Source organism: Pseudoalteromonas sp. SR45-4 (assembly GCF_014163535.1).
In the GTDB taxonomy this organism is placed as follows: Bacteria; Pseudomonadota; Gammaproteobacteria; order Enterobacterales; family Alteromonadaceae; genus Pseudoalteromonas; species Pseudoalteromonas nigrifaciens.
The window spans coordinates 115,171-134,076 of the sequence record NZ_JACJDO010000001.1 but is presented as its reverse complement, the minus strand read 5'-3'; the positions used below and the strand labels follow the sequence as shown (position 1 = coordinate 134,076).

General features: G+C 40.7%; 19 protein-coding genes. 12 read left to right on the top strand and 7 right to left on the bottom strand.

The window, feature by feature from the left end; translation table 11 throughout:
• Window positions 1-45: 45 nt before the first annotated feature.
• The 9 genes from H5058_RS00665 to rraB all read left to right on the top strand — a co-directional run bounded on the left by H5058_RS00665 (window position 46) and on the right by rraB (window position 9,093).
• Window positions 46-672, top strand: coding sequence for an NUDIX domain-containing protein (locus tag H5058_RS00665; protein ID WP_011329239.1), 627 nt, complete (start codon window positions 46-48; stop codon window positions 670-672).
• 44 nt (window positions 673-716) lie between these two features.
• Window positions 717-1,175 (top strand): DUF1249 domain-containing protein, encoded by a 459-nt coding sequence (locus H5058_RS00660; protein ID WP_182676518.1) that lies wholly within the window; start codon window positions 717-719, stop codon window positions 1,173-1,175.
• Window positions 1,162-1,971 (top strand): metallophosphoesterase, encoded by an 810-nt coding sequence (locus H5058_RS00655; protein WP_182676516.1) that lies wholly within the window; start codon window positions 1,162-1,164, stop codon window positions 1,969-1,971. The genes H5058_RS00660 and H5058_RS00655 overlap by 14 nt, the downstream gene beginning before the upstream one ends.
• Window positions 1,956-2,525: a YqiA/YcfP family alpha/beta fold hydrolase gene (locus H5058_RS00650; RefSeq protein ID WP_011329236.1), complete on the top strand. Its 570-nt coding sequence runs from the start codon at window positions 1,956-1,958 to the stop codon at window positions 2,523-2,525. Before H5058_RS00655 ends, H5058_RS00650 begins: the two co-directional genes overlap by 16 nt.
• 20 nt (window positions 2,526-2,545) lie before the next feature.
• Complete coding sequence (parE, locus tag H5058_RS00645) at window positions 2,546-4,435, top strand: DNA topoisomerase IV subunit B (protein WP_011329235.1); 1,890 nt, start codon at window positions 2,546-2,548, stop codon at window positions 4,433-4,435.
• Window positions 4,436-4,469: 34 nt separating this feature from the next.
• The gene (locus H5058_RS00640) at window positions 4,470-5,564 is read left to right on the top strand and encodes a sorbosone dehydrogenase family protein (protein ID WP_011329234.1); all 1,095 of its coding nucleotides are present in this window, start codon (window positions 4,470-4,472) and stop codon (window positions 5,562-5,564) included.
• A gap of 10 nt (window positions 5,565-5,574) precedes the next feature.
• Window positions 5,575-7,869, top strand: a complete 2,295-nt coding sequence (gene parC / locus H5058_RS00635; protein WP_182676513.1) for a DNA topoisomerase IV subunit A — start codon at window positions 5,575-5,577, stop codon at window positions 7,867-7,869.
• 175 nt (window positions 7,870-8,044) lie between these two features.
• Window positions 8,045-8,758, top strand: a complete 714-nt coding sequence (locus H5058_RS00630; RefSeq protein ID WP_086995208.1) for a 1-acylglycerol-3-phosphate O-acyltransferase — start codon at window positions 8,045-8,047, stop codon at window positions 8,756-8,758.
• Window positions 8,758-9,093 carry a ribonuclease E inhibitor RraB gene (gene rraB, locus H5058_RS00625; protein WP_011329231.1) on the top strand — a complete coding sequence of 112 codons (336 nt, stop codon included), beginning with the start codon at window positions 8,758-8,760 and terminating at the stop codon, window positions 9,091-9,093. The genes H5058_RS00630 and rraB overlap by 1 nt, the downstream gene beginning before the upstream one ends.
• 94 nt (window positions 9,094-9,187) lie before the next feature.
• Here rraB and H5058_RS00620 read toward each other — a convergent pair whose 3' ends face one another.
• From H5058_RS00620 to H5058_RS00610, 3 genes are all read right to left on the bottom strand, one after another.
• The gene (locus H5058_RS00620; RefSeq protein ID WP_011329230.1) at window positions 9,188-9,658 is read right to left on the bottom strand and encodes a hypothetical protein; all 471 of its coding nucleotides are present in this window, start codon (window positions 9,656-9,658) and stop codon (window positions 9,188-9,190) included.
• A 71-nt stretch (window positions 9,659-9,729) separates the two neighbouring features.
• On the bottom strand, window positions 9,730-10,092 hold the full coding sequence (locus tag H5058_RS00615; protein ID WP_182676511.1) for a hypothetical protein: 363 nt from the start codon (window positions 10,090-10,092) through the stop codon (window positions 9,730-9,732).
• Between the two features lie 392 nt (window positions 10,093-10,484).
• Window positions 10,485-11,456, bottom strand: a complete 972-nt coding sequence (locus tag H5058_RS00610) for a zinc transporter ZntB (RefSeq protein ID WP_011329227.1) — start codon at window positions 11,454-11,456, stop codon at window positions 10,485-10,487.
• Between the two features lie 278 nt (window positions 11,457-11,734).
• Here H5058_RS00610 and H5058_RS00605 point away from each other — a divergent pair, with 278 nt between their 5' ends.
• The 3 genes from H5058_RS00605 (at window position 11,735) to H5058_RS00595 (ending at window position 14,172) form a co-directional block, all read left to right on the top strand.
• Entirely contained in the window at window positions 11,735-12,157 is a 423-nt protein-coding gene (locus H5058_RS00605; protein ID WP_086995212.1) for an ATP-dependent zinc protease, read from the top strand.
• Window positions 12,158-12,221: 64 nt separating this feature from the next.
• Window positions 12,222-13,127 (top strand): 30S ribosomal protein S6--L-glutamate ligase, encoded by a 906-nt coding sequence (gene rimK, locus H5058_RS00600; RefSeq protein WP_011329225.1) that lies wholly within the window; start codon window positions 12,222-12,224, stop codon window positions 13,125-13,127.
• Window positions 13,114-14,172: a succinylglutamate desuccinylase/aspartoacylase family protein gene (locus tag H5058_RS00595; protein ID WP_011329224.1), complete on the top strand. Its 1,059-nt coding sequence runs from the start codon at window positions 13,114-13,116 to the stop codon at window positions 14,170-14,172. The genes rimK and H5058_RS00595 overlap by 14 nt, the downstream gene beginning before the upstream one ends.
• 90 nt (window positions 14,173-14,262) lie before the next feature.
• Here the strand turns inward: H5058_RS00595 and H5058_RS00590 are convergent, their stop codons facing one another.
• The 4 genes from H5058_RS00590 to recQ all read right to left on the bottom strand — a co-directional run bounded on the left by H5058_RS00590 (window position 14,263) and on the right by recQ (window position 18,830).
• Entirely contained in the window at window positions 14,263-14,832 is a 570-nt protein-coding gene (locus tag H5058_RS00590) for a mechanosensitive ion channel domain-containing protein (RefSeq protein WP_011329223.1), read from the bottom strand.
• 65 nt (window positions 14,833-14,897) lie between these two features.
• Window positions 14,898-16,607 carry a ShlB/FhaC/HecB family hemolysin secretion/activation protein gene (locus H5058_RS00585; protein WP_182676509.1) on the bottom strand — a complete coding sequence of 570 codons (1,710 nt, stop codon included), beginning with the start codon at window positions 16,605-16,607 and terminating at the stop codon, window positions 14,898-14,900.
• A 107-nt stretch (window positions 16,608-16,714) separates the two neighbouring features.
• Window positions 16,715-16,999 carry a DUF3630 family protein gene (locus H5058_RS00580; RefSeq protein WP_011329221.1) on the bottom strand — a complete coding sequence of 95 codons (285 nt, stop codon included), beginning with the start codon at window positions 16,997-16,999 and terminating at the stop codon, window positions 16,715-16,717.
• Between the two features lie 7 nt (window positions 17,000-17,006).
• Window positions 17,007-18,830: a DNA helicase RecQ gene (gene recQ / locus H5058_RS00575; protein ID WP_011329220.1), complete on the bottom strand. Its 1,824-nt coding sequence runs from the start codon at window positions 18,828-18,830 to the stop codon at window positions 17,007-17,009.
• Window positions 18,831-18,906 lie beyond the last annotated feature (76 nt).

The window sequence follows — 18,906 nt, the reverse complement described above, 5'->3', positions numbered from 1 at the left end:
ATATTAATCCACTTTAGTTTATTAAAATAAGTAAGAGGTAGTTATATGACCAATAAAAAGTTGATCGAATTTACTCACCAAGATGTGAGGTTAAAACCTATTACTAACCTTTACGATGGTTTTTTTAAAATTAACTTATATCAATTTGAACATGCATTATTTGCCGGTGGCGAGTCGCAACTCATTAGCCGTGAAATTTTAGAACGCGGCGATGCTATTGCCGTGCTGCCTTACGACCCTGTAACCGATACAGTGTTATTAATAGAGCAAATACGCATTGGTGCAATAAAAAGCAAACATTCGCCATGGCTGTTAGAATGTATTGCAGGTATGACCGATGGCAGTGAGGATTATGCAGCGGTAGTAAAAAAAGAAGCCTATGAAGAAGCCGGACTTAATTTAACCGAGCTCGAGTTTATGCTTTCGTATCTTTCAAGCCCAGGAGGCACTACTGAGCGGTTACATTTATATTTAGCCCGCGCCGATTTAAGCCAAGTAAACAGCGGAGTTTACGGTTTAGAAACGGAAGGGGAGGATATTAAAACCCATATATTAACGCTAGATGATGCACTGGCACGGCTTAATAGTGGGGAAATAGACAATGCTGCAACGGTTATTTGTTTGCAATGGTTAGCGCTCAATCGTGATGGTATGATCAACAAGTGGGCATAAATTTTATACATAAATAGTAATTTATAAATTGTAATGGCGGTACTTTGACAGCACTTTTAGCAACCGAAAGATATATTCAAAACCTTCCAAAGTATTTAACACTTTGCGAGCATAATTACGTGCGGCTTTTAAAGTTATTACCAAGCGAGCAAATTAAACAAAGTATTCGCGAGGTAAAGTTGGGTAACAGTGAGTTTGCTGTAAAAATAGATGACATGGCTAAATACACTATGGATGTGTCAATTAAACAGCTATCAGGAATGGTAAAAGGCATTACCCCATTATACTTAACCGTTAGGCTTTATAATGATGCGAAAGTGGCCGAAATTATTCATCACGACTATCATCAGCGCATAAAACCTTCTTACGGTTATCCTAATCCTAAAATGCATCAAAAAGATGAAAAATATCAGCTTAACGCCTTTTTATATGATTGGCTGGTGGCGTGTGTTGAGCATGGCCAAGCCACGCTAAATTGGGATGTAAATAATGGCTTGGTTTGATGATACTTATACTTTTAATAAGCCATCTTTACGTATTGCTCATGTTACAGATTGCCATTTATTTGCCGATAGAAATGCTGAGTACTTTGGGGTAAATACAGCCACATATTTTCAACAAGCGCTTGAACATATGGCGTTACAACAACTAGATGCAGTGGTATTTGGCGGTGATTTAACACAAGATCATAGTGTGGAATCTTACTTATTATTTAGTGAGCTTATAAGCAACAGTACACTTACTTGCCCAGTATTTTGGCTACCAGGTAATCATGACGAAATTGCCTTGCTTGAGCAAATCAGTGGTGGACAAATAAAAGCGGCAAAACGCTTAGTGGCTAATAACCTAACTAATAACGCAAGCACTGATATTGAGCTATTACTTATTAACTCCAAAGGGCTCACTCCAGCCGGTTGGGTGACAAGTGAGCATTTAAATGAAATATCCGATTGTTTAGCGCAGCCAGTTAGCAAGCAACTGGTATTTTGCCATCATAATCCGTTGCCAATAAACGGTTATTTAGATAAACATATGCTCGAAAATGGCCCACAACTATTAAATACATTGGTTAATAATGGCAATGTTGCTGCGCTTATTCATGGTCATGTGCATAATGATTATACGCAATGTTTTAGAGAGCTTGATATTTACGCTACGCCGGCAAGCTCAGTGCAATTTACTAAGCACAGTAAAGCGTGGCAACAGCAAAATAATGGCCCAGCTTATAGAATGCTTTATATAAACTCATCGCAAGGGCAAGTGCATATAAATACGGACGTGATATGGTTAAGCGCGTAATTTATATTCACGGTTTTAATAGTTCTGAAAAATCATATAAAGCTGTGCGCTTTGGTGAGCTTATGGCACACTATGATGTTGACTATTATGTACCACGTTTAAACCACGAACCTCTGCAAGCTATTATCGAGTTAGAGCAGTTAATCACACCTAATACCGCGTTATTGGGTAGTTCATTAGGCGGTTTTTTTGCCACCTATTTATCGCAGCGTTATCATATTCCTGCGGTGGTTATTAACCCAGCGGTAGCACCGGGCAATTTATTACAGCCTTTACTTGGGGCAAATTATAATCCGTATCAAGATTATAATTATGAACTAAATAACCGTCATATAGATGCTTTAAAAGTATTAACATTGAGCGAGTTAAAGCACCCTGAGTTGTTGTACTTGTTGCAACAAACGGGTGATGAAGTGTTAAATTTTCAACACGCAGTAAATTATTATTCACACTGTAAGCAATTAATAGAATTTGGTGGTGATCACAGCTTTATTGGCTTTGAGCGCACTATTGCAAGCATTGTCGATTTTCTTAAATTAAATAAAACTAGTTAGCGCATATAAAGATAAAAATTATGAGTCAGCAAAATTATAACGCCGAAGCTATTGAAGTACTCAATGGGTTAGATCCGGTAAAACGCCGCCCCGGTATGTATACAGATACCTCGCGGCCAAATCATTTAGGCCAAGAAGTTATCGATAATAGTGTCGATGAAGCAATGGCCGGCCATGCCACTCGAATAGATGTGATCTTACACGAAGATAACTCGCTCGAAGTGAGTGACGATGGCCGTGGTATGCCTATTGATATTCACCCAGAGGAAGGTATTCCCGGGGTTGAGCTAATATTTACCAAACTGCATGCTGGTGGTAAGTTTTCTAACAAAAACTATCAGTTTTCGGGTGGTTTACACGGCGTTGGTATTTCGGTTGTAAATGCGCTATCAACCCGCGTAGAAGTGACCGTTAGACGAGATGCCCAGCAATACAGAATGGCATTTGAAAATGGCGAAAAAGTTGAAGACTTAAGCGTAATTGGCGTGGTGGGTAAGCGCAATACCGGTACCACAGTACGTTTTTGGCCAGACGTTAGTTACTTTGATTCGCCTAACTATTCAATCACTAAACTAAATCACTTATTAAAAGCTAAAGCCGTGTTATGCCCAGGCTTACGCATTAAGTTTGTTAATAAGCAAACTAAAGAAACCCAAGAATGGTTTTACGAAACGGGTTTAAAAGATTACTTAATTGAAGCCATTAAAGGCTACGAAACATTACCAGATGTGCCCTTTGTAGGTGAGTTTTCAAGCTCAATTGAAGGTGCAGACTGGGCATTGATTTGGCTACCTGAAGGGGGCGAGTCAATAGCTGAAAGTTACGTAAACTTAATACCTACCGCACAAGGCGGTACTCATGTAAACGGTTTACGCCAAGGTTTACTTGAGGCAATGCGTGAGTTTTGTGAGTTTAGAAATTTATTACCACGAGGTGTAAAACTCACCCCAGATGATATTTGGGAGCGTTGTAGCTATGTGCTTTCTGTTAAAATGCAAGATCCGCAGTTTGCCGGTCAAACTAAAGAAAAGTTATCGTCGCGCTCATGTGCGGCATTTGTATCGGGCGTAGTAAAAGACTCCTTTAGTTTATGGCTAAACGAGCATACCGATATTGCAGAGCAACTCTCTGAATTGTGTATTTCTAATGCGCAGCGACGTTTACGTGCTGCTAAAAAAGTGATCCGTAAACGCGTAACCGCAGGGCCTGCACTTCCGGGCAAATTAACCGATTGTAGTGCCGCAGATAACGATCGCACCGAGCTATTTTTAGTGGAAGGTGACTCGGCAGGTGGCTCGGCTAAGCAAGCGCGAGACCGTGAGTTTCAAGCAATAATGCCGCTGCGTGGTAAAATATTAAATACCTGGGAAGTTGATTCGGGGCAAATATTAGCATCGCAAGAGGTGCACGATATTTCGGTGGCATTAGGTATAGACCCAGATTCAGACGATTTAACAGCGCTGCGCTATAATAAAATATGTATATTAGCCGATGCTGACTCGGATGGGTTACACATAGCTACCCTATTGTGCGCCTTATTTGTGCGCCACTTTAAGCCACTAGTAAAAGCAGGGCATGTGTATGTTGCTATGCCACCACTTTTTAGAATCGATATTGGTAAAGATGTTTATTACGCACTAGATGAAGACGAAAAAACCGGTATTTTAGCGCGCATTGAAGCTGAGAAAAAACGCGGTAAAGTAAACGTACAGCGATTTAAAGGCTTGGGTGAAATGAACCCGTTGCAACTGCGTGAAACTACTATGGATCCAAATACCCGGCGTTTAGTGCAACTCACCTTGGATGAAGAAGAATTAACCATGGAAATGATGGATATGTTACTGGCTAAAAAACGCTCTGCAGATAGGCGTCAATGGCTAGAGGATCACGGTAACAAGGCACAAGTTTAATTAGCGTCTGCGTTTAAATAAACAAGGAGAATATATGAATACGGTACTAAAAATAGTGCTATTACTAGGTTTAACTAGCAATACCGTAATGGCTAAAAATATATTAGATAAACTCACGGTAGCCCCGGGGTTTGAGCTTAGCTTATTTGCCAGTGATGTTGAAAATGCACGGCAAGTTGTAGTATCAAAAAAAGGCATAGTATATGTTGGCTCGCGCAAAGCAGGCAATGTATATGCACTTATTGATCATAACAGCGATGGCGTAGCAGATAAAAAAATGCTGGTTGCAGAGGGCTTAAATATGCCTTCAGGTTTAGCAATGAAAGATGGCGATTTATATGTTGGTGAAGTACACCGCATCATTCGTTTTAAAAATATTGATACGCAATTAAAAAACCCACAGTTTGAGGTGCTTTACGATGCGCTGCCATCAGAGCGCCATCATGGTTGGAAATTTTTACGCTTTGCCCCAACTGGCGAGCTAATAATTCCGGTTGGTGTACCTTGTAATATTTGCGCTGAAGACGAGCGTTTTGGCCGTATTTTTGCGTTAAACGTAGAAACCAAGCAAATTACTACACTGGCGCAAGGCGTACGTAACTCAGTAGGGTTTGACTTTCACCCTAGCACACAAGCGTTATGGTTTAGCGACAATGGTCGCGACATGATGGGGGATGACATTCCGCCAGATGAGTTAAATAGAGTCACTAAAGAGGGCGAGCATTTTGGTTTTCCGTATGTTCACGCAGGCGCGATTATTGACCCTGAATTTGGAAAAGGTAAAAAAATTGCCGACTATACTTCACCTGCACTAGCCTTACCGGCGCATGTAGCGCCTTTGGGTATTCATTTTTATAACGGTAAGCAATTTCCAGCAAGCTATAAGCAGCAGTTATTTGTTGCTGAACATGGCTCGTGGAACCGTTCTAAAAAGTCAGGTTATAAAGTGGCATTAGCGAGCATTGAGCAAGGCCGTGTAACTAAATATACGCCATTTATTACAGGCTTTATGCAAGACGAAACAACATATGGACGCCCTGTTGCATTTGCAGAATTAGGTGACGGCAGTCTATTGGTAAGCGATGATTACGCCAATGTGATCTACCGTGTAAGCTATAAGAAAAACTAGGTAAGCTTTAATGAGTGATACAGATACCTTGCTAATGCAAGGAATTGAGCAACAAACAATGGGTCGTTTTACCGAAGACGCCTACTTAAACTATTCTATGTACGTAATTATGGATAGGGCATTACCCCATGTGGGCGATGGCTTAAAACCAGTACAGCGACGTATTATTTATGCTATGAGCGAGCTGGGATTATCGGCTAATGCCAAGTATAAAAAATCAGCCCGTACCGTAGGTGACGTACTAGGTAAATACCATCCCCATGGTGATAGTGCCTGTTATGAAGCCATGGTATTAATGGCGCAGCCGTTTTCTTATCGTTATCCATTGGTTGACGGGCAAGGAAACTGGGGCGCGGCCGACGATCCTAAATCGTTTGCGGCAATGCGTTATACCGAAGCACGTTTATCTAAGTTCTCTGAAATACTCCTCAAAGAGCTAGGCCAAGGGACGGTAGATTGGACGCCAAACTTTGACGGCACCATGGATGAGCCTGTGGTACTGCCATCGCGTTTACCGCATATATTACTCAATGGTATAACGGGTATTGCAGTTGGTATGGCAACCGATATTCCGCCTCATAATGTGCGTGAAGTAGCCAGTGCCTGTTGCTTATTACTTGATAAACCAAAAACTGAGCTTGAAGAATTACTCACCTTGGTACATGCGCCAGATTACCCTACAGACGCAGAAATAATTACCCCAAAAGCCGATATTCACAAAATATATAAAACTGGGCGTGGTTCAATCAAAATGCGTGCTGTTTATACGCAAGAACAGGGTGATATAGTTATTACCGCACTGCCACATCAGTGCTCTGGTGGTAAAGTACTGGAGCAAATTGCAGCGCAAATGAACGCTAAAAAGCTGCCAATGGTAGCCGATTTACGCGATGAGTCAGATCACGAAAACCCGACTCGTATCGTCATTATTCCGCGTTCAAATCGCATTAAAGCTGAGCCATTAATGGCGCACTTATTTGCCACCACAGATCTAGAAAAAAGCTATCGTGTAAACTTAAATATGCTTGGCCTAGATGGGCGTCCGCAAGTTAAAAATTTACTGACTATTTTAACCGAATGGTTAGTGTTTAGACGCGAAACAGTACGTCGACGTCTACAATATCGTTTAGATAAAGTGTTAGCGCGTTTACATATTTTAGAAGGCTTATTAGCAGCCTTTTTAAATATTGACGAAGTGATTGAAATTATTCGCAGCGAAGATAAACCAAAGCCAGTATTAATGGAGCGCTTTGATTTAACAGACATACAAGCAGAAGCTATTTTAGAGCTAAAACTTCGTCATTTAGCTAAGTTAGAAGAATTTAAAATACGTGGTGAGCAAGATGAACTCGCTAAAGAGCGTGATAAATTGCAGCAAACGCTAGGCTCAGATCGTCGTATGTCAACGTTGCTTAAAAAAGAAATTCAAGAAGCGGCTGAAATATATGGCGACGACCGTCGCTCGCCAGTTGTTGAACGCCTAGAAGCAAAAGCGTTAAATGAAAAAGATTTAATCCCATCAGAGTCGGTCACTGTGGTGCTTTCAGACAAGGGCTGGGCACGCGTTGGCAAAGGACATGATTTAGATGTGCAAGGGTTAAGTTATCGAGCCGGTGATGCTTATAGAGCCTCAGCTCGGGGTAAGAGTAATCAGCCCGCCGTGTTTTTAGATTCAGCAGGACGAGCGTTTGCAACCGATGCGCATAGCCTGCCCTCAGCACGTAGCCAAGGTGAGCCCATGACAGGGCGTTTTAACCTTAGTGCAGGCGCTAACTTTGAGCACGTAGTAATGGGTGAAGATAACCAAGTATTACTTATGGCATCAGACGCAGGTTATGGCTTTATTACTGACTTTAAAGACTTAGTGAGTAAAAACAAAAACGGCAAAGCATTGGTGAGCGTACCTAAAGGCGGTTTATTACTGTCGCCAATTAGGGTTAACGAGGTCGCTAGTGATTATTGTATGGCCATTTCCAACGAAGGGCGGATGTTGTTATTTCCGCTGCGCGACTTACCAAAATTAGGTAAAGGTAAAGGTAATAAAATAATTTCTATTCCGGGGGCTAAAGTACAAGCCCGCGAAGAGTTTGTAAAAGTATTAGCAGTAGTGCCTGATGGCAGTAGTGTAACGCTGCATGCAGGTAAGCGAAAACTAACGCTTAAACCAAGTGATTTAGAACATTATTATGGCGAGCGAGGGCGTAGGGGTAATAAACTACCACGAGGCCTACAAAGAGTAGACGAAGCTGTTGTAGAGTTTAGCCCGCAAAACGACGAGCCAATTGAAAATGCTATTGATGAGTAGCGATTAATTCACATTCGCTCATATTAAACGGCTTGCTTATGCAGGCCATTTTTTTGTTATAAATTTAGTTTGTTGTAAAATTGAGCGTACACTTGTGCGCTATTTTCTCGTGTAGATCATAAAATAACGTTATAATAGCCGCTGGCTTAACGCGATTATATTTGGAGACGCTCTGTTGCTTGCTGTTATACGTATTTTTATTATGCTGTTGTTTATATTATTAAGTTGTATTTTTGGGTTACTGTTATCAATAGTGAGGCCATTTCATCCTAATAATGTGCATATTATAGCGAGCTGGTTTGGCTCAGTAGCAAAAATGCTGGGCGTTAAAGTTGTACTAAAACATCATCCGGATAGCGTAAATCTTGGTCCTGCGGTTTATGTGGCAAATCATCAAAATAGTTATGACTTATTTACTATTCCTGCAATGGTGCCTAAAAACTGCGTGAGCGTAGGTAAAAAAAGCTTAAAGTGGGTGCCATTTTTTGGTCAGTTGTATTGGCTTTCGGGGAATATTTTAATTGATCGTACAAACCGCTCAAAAGCTGCGGGAACTATTTCTAAAGCCGCTGAAAAAATAAAGAAAAATGGCTTATCAGTATGGATGTTTGCAGAAGGTACACGCAGTTACGGACGCGGTTTATTACCTTTAAAAACAGGCGCATTTCATACCGCTTTAAGTGCGCAAGTACCCATAGTGCCCGTATGTATGAGCACAACGCATAAAACCATTAAACTAAATCGTTGGGATAATGGTACAATTTATATTGAAATGTTAGCCCCCATATCGCTTGATAAAAACATCAGCGCGCGCGAGCACGCTAAAAGTGTGCACAGTATTATGGCTGCTAAAATAACTGAATTAGATGCTCAAGTGAGAGAAAATTAATGGAAAACTGGCGTGAAATAAGTGAAGACATCGTATCTTCATTACTCGAAGATGGTTCAGACCCTGAAATACTTTACGAAGTAGAACATCACTTTGTATGTGAAGACTTCCCTAAGTTAGAGCAGGCCGCATTAGCCGCTTTTAAATTAGGCTACGATGTGGAAGAACCAGCAGAGCTTGAGCTTGAAGACGGTGCAAAAATTTGGAGTTTTGACATAGTTGTAGAGTCAGAGCTTGATGTTGACGTAATAATGGAAGACGTTGATAAGCTGGCAGCACTTGCTGTTGAATGCGAAGTAGAATACGACGGTTGGGGTACTTACTTTCAAGAGTAATTAGCTGACTGTTATAAAAAAGGCGAACATTGTAAAATGTTCGCCTTTTTTATATTGGTATAATCTCTACAAACTGTATTAGATCGTTAGTGAGCTATATTTTTACCGTGCTAACTTGGATGGCGGACTTTCCGATTATTCGATTCGTGTTTTTACCAGTTCGTTGATGAATAGCTATAAAGTATTCTATAGGGTACTTTATTTTAGAAAGCTGCTCTTCAGAAGGAGAGTGCGCCTTATCTAATATGGTTGGCCATACTATAGATTTTTCGCCTTTGGCTTTATTCAACTCACAAGGTGATTTTTTACCATTTGATATTGAGATTGTTGTGCCATCTAAAGCTAAAAATTGTACAGAGCAATTATATAAATTGTTCGCATCTACATATTCAGATATTTCATAATCAAAAGATATTTCTAGCTTATGCTGCCTTTCATTTAAATTATGAGTTTCGTTAATTTTAAGCTTTGATATTACAGCTTCACTAACGTCAAAATCTGAATAATTTGTTGATGCACAGCCTGCTAAAGCTAATAAAGCAATTGAAATTCCGAGTTTTCTCATTATTTTTCCTTAAAATATAAAGCAACCAGATGTTGCAGTTTAGTGTTTTAAATATTCACGTTTAATCAGTATTAAGTTATATCAACAAGTGCCTTTAATTCTGAGTTTATTTTAACCTTAACCGGAATTTTAGTCGGGTTAGTTATGGAAGGCTTATATTGTTGTATTGGCATTTTATCTAATATTTTTTGTGTCATCCAATCATTAGGTATGGAGTCAATTAACTCTCTACTAACCAAAGTTCCGTTAGAATCAATAGTAATAAAAAAAGATGCTTTACCCATTCCTTTAGGTATCCACTTTGGACGCCCAGGTAAGAAAACTACCTTAGATGTTTTAGCAACCCAATATTGGTTCAAATCAGCTACATCAATCACTACAATATCGTTATTAAAAGTTGGCTTTTTAACCGAGCTACAACCTAATAAAGTCATAGACGCAAAAATAAACCACAGTACTAATTCACTTGCTTAAAGGCATTATAGAGAAAGACTAGGAGGCAATACTATCAGAGCTTCCTAGTTATTATTTCCTATATTAGTAACAAATAGTCAAGGGTTTTGCTAGTTTATTGTAATTAAATTGTTACTTTATCTGGTGTGGTTTGTTTTTTGGAGAATATAGAGGGTTTTATATTTGAATTTTTTTTGCGTGTTTAGAGCCGCATCAGATTTTTATTGCATAAAAATTTGATGCTACTCACGTTAAATTACCCATCGTATTTATAAGCTGTCTTTGCTTTTATACACAGGTTAAAAGCTAATATCGCTTTGCTTGTTGCTTTACCCGCAGCGCGTTACTTTCACTGAATAATTAATTTATACTGTTACAGCCATTTTTTATTTTTAAAGTACACGCCAATACTGCCGGTAAGTACAACTAAAAACACGACGAATAAAGTGAACGCATAAGGGCTTTCTGTGCCAGGTATGCCGCCTACGTTTACGCCTAATAAGCCGGTTAAAAAGCCCAGTGGCAAAAATAATGCAGCCACCACCGACATAACATACATACGCTGATTTAGCTGCTCAGATACTTGGTTAGTGACTGTTTGTTGAATAATTTGCGCCCGCTCTATTGAGCTGTCTAATTCTTCAAGGTAACGAGTTAGTAAATTAGTGGTTTCATTAAGCTTAGCTTTATCCTCATCGAAGAGCCATGAATAGTGATGATTAACCATGCTAATAAGCGCTTCTTTTTGTGGCTTTAAATAGCGTTTTAAAGCAATAGTTTGCCGACGTAATTGCGACAAACCTTGATTATCAAACTTTTTGCTTGGCTCATCTATTTCTTCTTCAAATTCATCTAGGGTTTCATCTAAAGCATCAATAACACTTTCCATACGGGAAGTGAGTTTTTGGGTGATAGTGCAGACGAGTTCAGAAATACTGCGCGGACCGGTATTGTTACTAAATGAAGCTAAAATATCTTGAATAGATAGTAAGCGACGCTTTCGGGTAGTAATAACAATATCATCGTTAATAAAAAGGCGAATTGAAACCATGTCTTCAGGGCTTTGTGCCGGATTTAAATTAATACCGCGTAAAAATAACATATGGCCGTTTGTAGCAGGGGTGATACGTGGACGAGTTTCGTCTGCAGTTAGCGACTCTAATTCGTAGTCGGTTAAAAATTCACAGCCTTTTAGCCAAGTGACAACGTCAGCTTGGCTATAATCCATGTGCACCCAAAGCTTGCCTTGCTCTGGTTGCCAATTATGTAGTTCGGCGCTGTTTTCTATAGTGCGCGCACCGCCTTGCTCATCAAGTACAAGGGCGTGAAGTAAGCCATTAATCATAATAATTTCTCATAGATGGTGTGTTTTTAATACCGTTTACTATAGTGTATTTACTTTAGTAAATTAAACTTATCTTTCTTTTTTAAGAAGTTAAATTTATTTAGCGCTTCGAACAAGGGGGTTTTTGGCCCTTAAAGTTGACTAGTTTGTTACGCTTATATTGTTAAACTAGTCGGCTATAAAGATCAATCAAATCAATTTGTCGACTTGATAAATTTATTTTGTTGGTGTTTTTTTTCCGGTAGCGTATAAGACACTTTTTTATTAAGGGCACATTTATGACAGCAAAGATTACCGTTGGTTGGCGTGAGTGGTTGAGTTTACCAGAGCTAGGCATCGAGAAAGTAAAAGCAAAAATTGATACCGGTGCCCGCACCTCATGTATTCATGCACTTAATATAGAAGAGTATGAAGTTGATGGCGAAAAGTGGGTTAAATTTATTACCCAGCCATTGCAAGAAGATGAAGAAACACAAGTTGTTTGCAATGCAAAAGTTAAAAAGAAGAAGCACGTAACCAGCTCTGGCGGGCAAAAAGAGTTACGTTACTTTATAGAAACAACATTGCATGCGGGTAAATATAGCTGGCCTATAGAAATTACCTTAACTAGCCGCGCAACAATGAAGTTTAGAATGTTACTCGGGCGTACAGCCATGGAAAATCGTATAGTCGTTGACCCGGCTTTATCTCATTTATTATAAGGATGTATTAACTTTTAGAGGGACTAAGCTTCTAAAATAATACGTACTTATTAAGGTTTAAATTATGAAAATTGGTATTTTATCTCGCAACAAAAAATTGTATTCAACGCGTCGTTTAATTGAGGCGGCTGAAGCTCGTGGTCACGAAGTTAAAGTAGTAGATGCACTGCGTTGTTATATGAATATAAACTCTGAGCTACCAGAAATTCACTATCGTGGTGAAAACTTAAAAGGCTTTGATGCAGTTATTCCGCGTATTGGCGCATCAGTTACGTTTTACGGCTGTTCGGTGCTGCGTCAATTTGAAATGATGGGCGTGTATCCAGTAAACGAGTCGGTTGCTATTTCTCGCTCTCGCGATAAGTTGCGCTCATTACAGCTTTTATCTCGTAAAGGTGTAGGTATGCCAGTGACTGGTTTTGCTAGTAAACCAGATGATGTAAAAGACTTGCTCGAAATGGTAGGCGGTGCGCCGGTAGTAATTAAACTACTAGAAGGCACGCAAGGTATTGGTGTGGTATTGGCTGAAACGCGTAAAGCGGCTGAGAGTGTTATTGAAGCATTTATGGGCTTAAAAGCTAACATTATGGTGCAAGAGTACATTAAAGAAGCCGGTGGTGCTGACATTCGTTGTTTTGTTTTAGGTGACAAAGTGATTGCAGCAATGAAACGCCAAGCACAAGAAGGTGAGTTCCGCTCAAACCTTCACCGTGGTGGTAGCGCTACATTAGTGCGTATTACGCCAGAAGAACGTAAAACAGCCGTTGCAGCTGCTAAAGCGATGGGCTTAAATGTAGCCGGTGTTGATTTACTTCGCTCGTCACGTGGTCCTTTAGTGATGGAAGTTAACTCATCACCAGGCCTTGAGGGCATTGAAATAGCAACCGGTAAAGATATTGCAGGCATGGTGATTGATTTCATTGAAAAAACTGCGTCAAGTAAAGGAACCGCAACTCGTGGCAAAGGTTAAAATTAACCGTTCTTTTACCTTATTAGGTGAAAGTGTTGGCGTAGGCGAGCGTAAAACGCTGGCCTTAGAAGCGGCAAAACTTTATACCCACTCTCCACTTAATATTCCAATTGAAGTGGTTAATGGTGTTATGGAAGGGCCGGTACTTATGGTGTGTGCGGCTATTCATGGCGATGAGCTCAATGGCGTGGAAGTGGTGCGTCAATTACTTGCTAAAATAGATCCTAACCAGTTGCGCGGCACGCTGATTGCGGTGCCGATTGTAAATGTGTTTGGCTTTATACATAAGTCGCGCTACTTACCTGATAGACGCGATATGAACCGCAGTTTTCCGGGTTCAGAGCGTGGCTCGCTGGCTGGTCGTATGGCGTATATGTTTTTTAATCAAGTGGCAGTACATTGTACCCATATTATTGATTTACATACCGGAGCTATTCACCGCACTAACTTACCGCAAATACGCGCTAATTTAGCCGATGAAGCCACCGCACAAATGGCTAAAGCATTTGGTACACCCGCAGTGATAGATGCCTCGTTACGTAATGGCTCACTGCGCAGCGAAGCCGCTAACTTAGGGATCCCGGTTATTACTTATGAAGCCGGTGAAGCACTGCGTTTTGACCCATTTGCGATTGCTGCAGGTGTACAAGGCGTTGACTATGTTATGCGCCATTTAAAAATGATCCGTGGTAAGCGTCCTAGAAAGCTTCCTGAGCCTATTATAGCCAGCTCTACAAGTTGGGTGCGTGCTAATGTAGATGGCATTGTGCGTGCGCAGGTATCGCTTGGAGAGCGTGTTACTAAGGGACAAGTGCTTGCTTATATTAGCAGCCCACTTGGCGACTCTGAACTTGAGTTACCAGCACCACGCAGTGGAATTATTATTGGCCAGCAAACTATGCCATTAGTAAATGAGGGTGATGCAGTGTTTCATATTGCATATTTTGCTCATGCAAATAGCTTGGTTGAACAACAACTTGGCACTTTTATTGATGAAATAAATGATTTAGATGATGAGCTTAAAACAGCTGAGTTAAATAACTAGTTGTAATAGTAAGCTACTAAATGTTGGTAGAATAAATTGTAAAGCCGTTTTAGTTAACCCAGTTGGGATAACAAAACGGCTTTTTTATTGCTATTTATTTGGCTTTTTGGGGCCAATAATACGCCTAATTACCGGGGCTTTTGTTGGCTTAGGCTCTTTGTTTAAAACCAGCACCGGACGAGTTACAAATAAGTTATTGGGATAAATAACTCTATGCCCGTCAATGTGCTCAAGCACTACATTCATTAAGCCCATTTCTATAATGCGCCCTTCAATACTATTTGCGCCATCAACAATACGTACCCAATAGCCAACGCGGCAGTCATTTTGAATAAACATCAGTAAAAAAGCGGTAAGATTACTCAGTAATGACCAAGCGGCAAACAGTGCAACACCTAGCATAGCAAATAGCGACGAACCTAGTACTAGGAGTCCGCGTAGCTCAATACCCCAAAATACCAGCACTAAACATAACATCACAAATGCGAGGATAATTTTAAGTAATAGCTCAGCACGATATTTTCGGTGTAGGTCTATTTTTCCTTTAATAGCTTTTTCGAGAAGCTTTTTAGTACCTTTTAACAGTATCGGAAAAAGTAATAACGCAATAAGGGTAACGACCAGTTTATATTGGGTGCCAAGCAGAGCTAACAATTCCAAAGTTATAGTCTCACAATAATTATATATGCCCAGTTTAACGCTTTAGGGTGCGACGAAATAGCCATTTAAAAAGAATTTTTAACATTTACCAGCCACTGTACCGAATCTACGCCATCGGCACTATCTAGCGGTGCAGCTATATCTATATGGATCATGGTGCCGGCATTAGCACGGCTTGGTGCTAAGCGCAGGCCTATACCTACATTTTTAAGAACGCGGCTATCTTCAATATTGTTTGGGGTGTTAGACCATGCTCGGCCAACATCAAGAAAAGCAGCGCCGCCTACTTTAAATAATTGTAGTAAATCATATTCCCAATAGTAGCGCTTTTCTAAACTCACTAAAAAGCTGCGATCTCCATGTTGATAATCCATAGGGTAGCCACGTAGGCCGGTTTCGCCGCCGAGTGTAAGTTGTTTATCGTCAGTGAGGTTTTTAGCGTACTGCACCCGAGCTTTTACATACCAAGACTGATCAATGCTGGTATTTAAATAATATTGTATTTGGCTGGTGGAGATCAGGTTTTCAAATTTGTCCTGCTCTTTATTCCAGTAACCATCAATGTCTGCACTAAAGCGCCATAAGGTATTATCGCCACTAAAGTGAGCTTTTTTAAAGTTAAAAGAGTAAACCGCGCGGCTATCATCGTTACTAACAGATTCATCGGAGTAACCCAGTAAGGCTTTTATGTTCCAACCTAAGTTTAAGTCCTCAGTACGATAAATACTGTCGAAATTGCGTACTTTTATAAAGTTATCTTCAAACCAGTGTCCGCTTACATAGGGGTAGCTTAAACTGCGATCGACAGCTAAGGGGGCAAAGGTAGAGTCTATTGCAGCAAAAGTATGTTGCTCATCAACGTAGCCCAGGCTGAGGCGCTGGGTCCAGTTACGGCTTAATGATTTGGAGTGACCAACAAAAAAGCTGTTGTAGTCGGTCGTTTGATCAAATTCACTAAATTTTTCACCGCGCTGATATAGCGCTTCTTCGCGTTGCTCTGAATAGCTTAAAATACCGTAGCTAAAAGGGGTGTCTATAGCAAAAAACGGATAGGTAAGCTCTAGCAGATGGCGTTTACCATCGTTATTATCGGCGTACTCTAATCGCCCACGATAGCGGGTTGATAAAATATTAGGATCGTCGTATACAAATAAATATCCATTACGATCGCTATCTGTAGTGCGCGACAGCGACAAACGTTTACCCCAGCCAAATAAGTTAGATTCGCGAAAACCAATGCTTGATTTGTTTTCCCCGCCACTGCGGCTAAAGCTTATTTCTGGTAGTAGTGTCCATAAGTCACGCGTAACGACGGTAACATTAACGTTCCCTTCGCAGTTTTCGGTGGCAATGACTTGAGCATCGTATAAATAGTTTTGTTTACGCAGTAAGCGTTCTGATTCGGCGAGCTTTTTAGGATCAAAATTATCACCGCTCTCAAACAATAAAATACTTTTAATAACCTCTGGCTCAGTTTGAATATGCGCGCGGTTAGCAAAGCGAAATAGGGCGTTATTTTCGGCTTCGAGTTCAGTATTAAATACGTTAAGTTGCTGCAAAGTAATATTGGCAATTTTTGCATTACTACTTTGCTTTAACAATGGCGTTGGTTGATCTAGTTGACGGCGTAAATTATTACTACTTGATGGCGTTGGTTGCTCGCTTGCGCAATCATTTTGCGCATGAGGGGTTTCTTGCGCAGCTAAACTGAACATAAAAAAGCTTGGAATACAGAGGCTAAAACAACAAGATGAAATCCATTTTTTAGTAATCATTCAAACCCTTTACTGCTACGTAGCAAATTACTACCGTAATATCAGCTTACATCATTGTTACTAAAATGTAAGTTAAAAGTAGAGAGCTTGAAGTTATTTAATTGCTATTAACTTAGGTAAAAAGTAAGTGCGGCTAATAAATGTTCAGCGTCATGGCCTTCACCGTTAATCCAAATACTTTGGCTGTAGTGTTCAAAGTTTAAATTAAATGTTTGCTGCTGATAAGTGAAGCGCAGTTGATGACGATCGGCACCAGCAGAGTACTCATTAATGGTTATTTCATCGTGGTGTAAAAACAAGCGACTCCACAGTTCAAAGTCTTCGTCGTGGGGCGGCTCTACCGGCGTAATAATAATGCATTGATGCGTGTGGTGATATTCTATTATGGTCATAATGCTCTTAGTTAGTAGCAAGGTAGTTGCGAATTGCAGTTAAAAACTCACCGCCATACTTATTTAATTTAGTAAAGCCAACACCCGACACCTTTAAAAATTCGCTGTCGTTGGTCGGCATTAGCTGCGCCATTTCTGCAAGCGTTTTGTCGTTAAATACCACGTACGGCGGTACATCGTCGGCATCGGCTAACTCTTTTCGCAGCGCCCTTAAGCGAGCAAATAGCTTTTTGTCGTAATTAAACTGGGCTAATTTATCTTGATAAACATGCTTAGCTTGCAGGCGAGGCTCTGCGAGTTGCAACGCATATTCGCTTTTTAAAATAGCGCGCGCGGCTTCGGTTAAACGCAGTGATGCACCTTGGGTTATATCTTGGCTTAATAAGCCTTGATGAATGAGTTGGCGTAAAATACTTAGCCAAAATTCACTACTTTTGTCTTTGCCAATGCCGTAGGTGCTGAGTTGATGATGGTTATTATCGCGAATACGACTGGTGTTTGCACCGCGTAGTAACTCAACAATATATCCAAGGCCAAAGCGTTGCTCTGCTCTGTATACACACGATAGCGCCTGCTGCGCTACTAAAGTGCCATCAAAGCTTTTGGGCGGATTTAAGCAAATATCGCAGTTACCGCATGGCTCACGTTGATACTCACTAAAATAGTTAAGCAGGATTTGTCGACGGCAGGTTTGTGCTTCGGCAAAACTGGCCATGGCATTAAAGCGCTGCTCTTCGACGCGGCGACGTTGCTCGTCGTCAATATCTTCAAAAAAGCGTCTTACGCGGCCTATATCAGCCGGATCAAAATACATTATAGCCTCAGCGGCAAGGCCATCTCGCCCAGCGCGGCCAGTTTCTTGATAGTACGACTCTATGCTTTTGGGAATATCGTAATGCAATACAAAGCGCACATTGGGTTTATTTATACCCATACCAAAGGCCACTGTAGCAACCACTATTTGTATATCGTCGCGGGCAAAGCCGGTTTGCACAAATTGGCGCTGCTCGTTACTCATACCTGCATGATAGGCGGCGGCGTTAAGTCCCGCGTCGGCTAACTTTTCGGCTATGTCGTCTACGCGCTTACGGCTGGTGCAATAAATTATGCCGCTTTGGCTTTTTTGTTCTTTTAAATAGCGCAGCAGTTGCACCATAGGTTTAAATTTTTCTTCTATGGTGTAGCGAATATTAGGGCGATCAAAGCTGCCGGTATGAATATAGGGTTGTTGTAACTTTAATTGCTCAACAATATCAAAACGAGTGGCTTTATCGGCAGTTGCAGTAAGGGCCATCATAGGTACATGAGCAAAGCGTTGTTTTAATTCGCTTAAACGAAAGTAATGGGGTCTAAAATCGTGCCCCCAATGCGATACACAATGCGCTTCGTCAATAGCAAATAAGCTGATTTTTAAATGCGATAAGCGCTCTAAAAACTCGCGCTGCAGCACTTTTTCAGGGGCAACATACAGTAGTTTAATTAATCCCTGATGGAGTTGTTGGTATACCTGCTGCTGCTCTTCGCGGGCTAAGCTATTATTTATATATGCGGCTTTAACGCCCAGCGCTTGTAGTTGAGTTACCTGATCTTGCATTAGCGATATTAGCGGAGAAATAACAATAGTTACCCCTTCAAGCACTAAAGCGGGTATTTGATAGCACACAGATTTACCGCCACCGGTTGGCAGCAATACCAACGAATCTTGGCCGTTAATGGCTGCATCAATAACCGTTTTTTGGCCGTCGCGAAATTCACTATAACCAAACACTTGTTTGAGTACAGCTTCAGGGGTGCGCACAAGTGAGCTAGAGGGTGGTGTTAATGTATTCATTGCGGGGTATTTTAGTGTTTTTTGTACAGGATGTCTTTAGCGAGTGTTGAATGTTTTTTGAATAAATTTATAACGT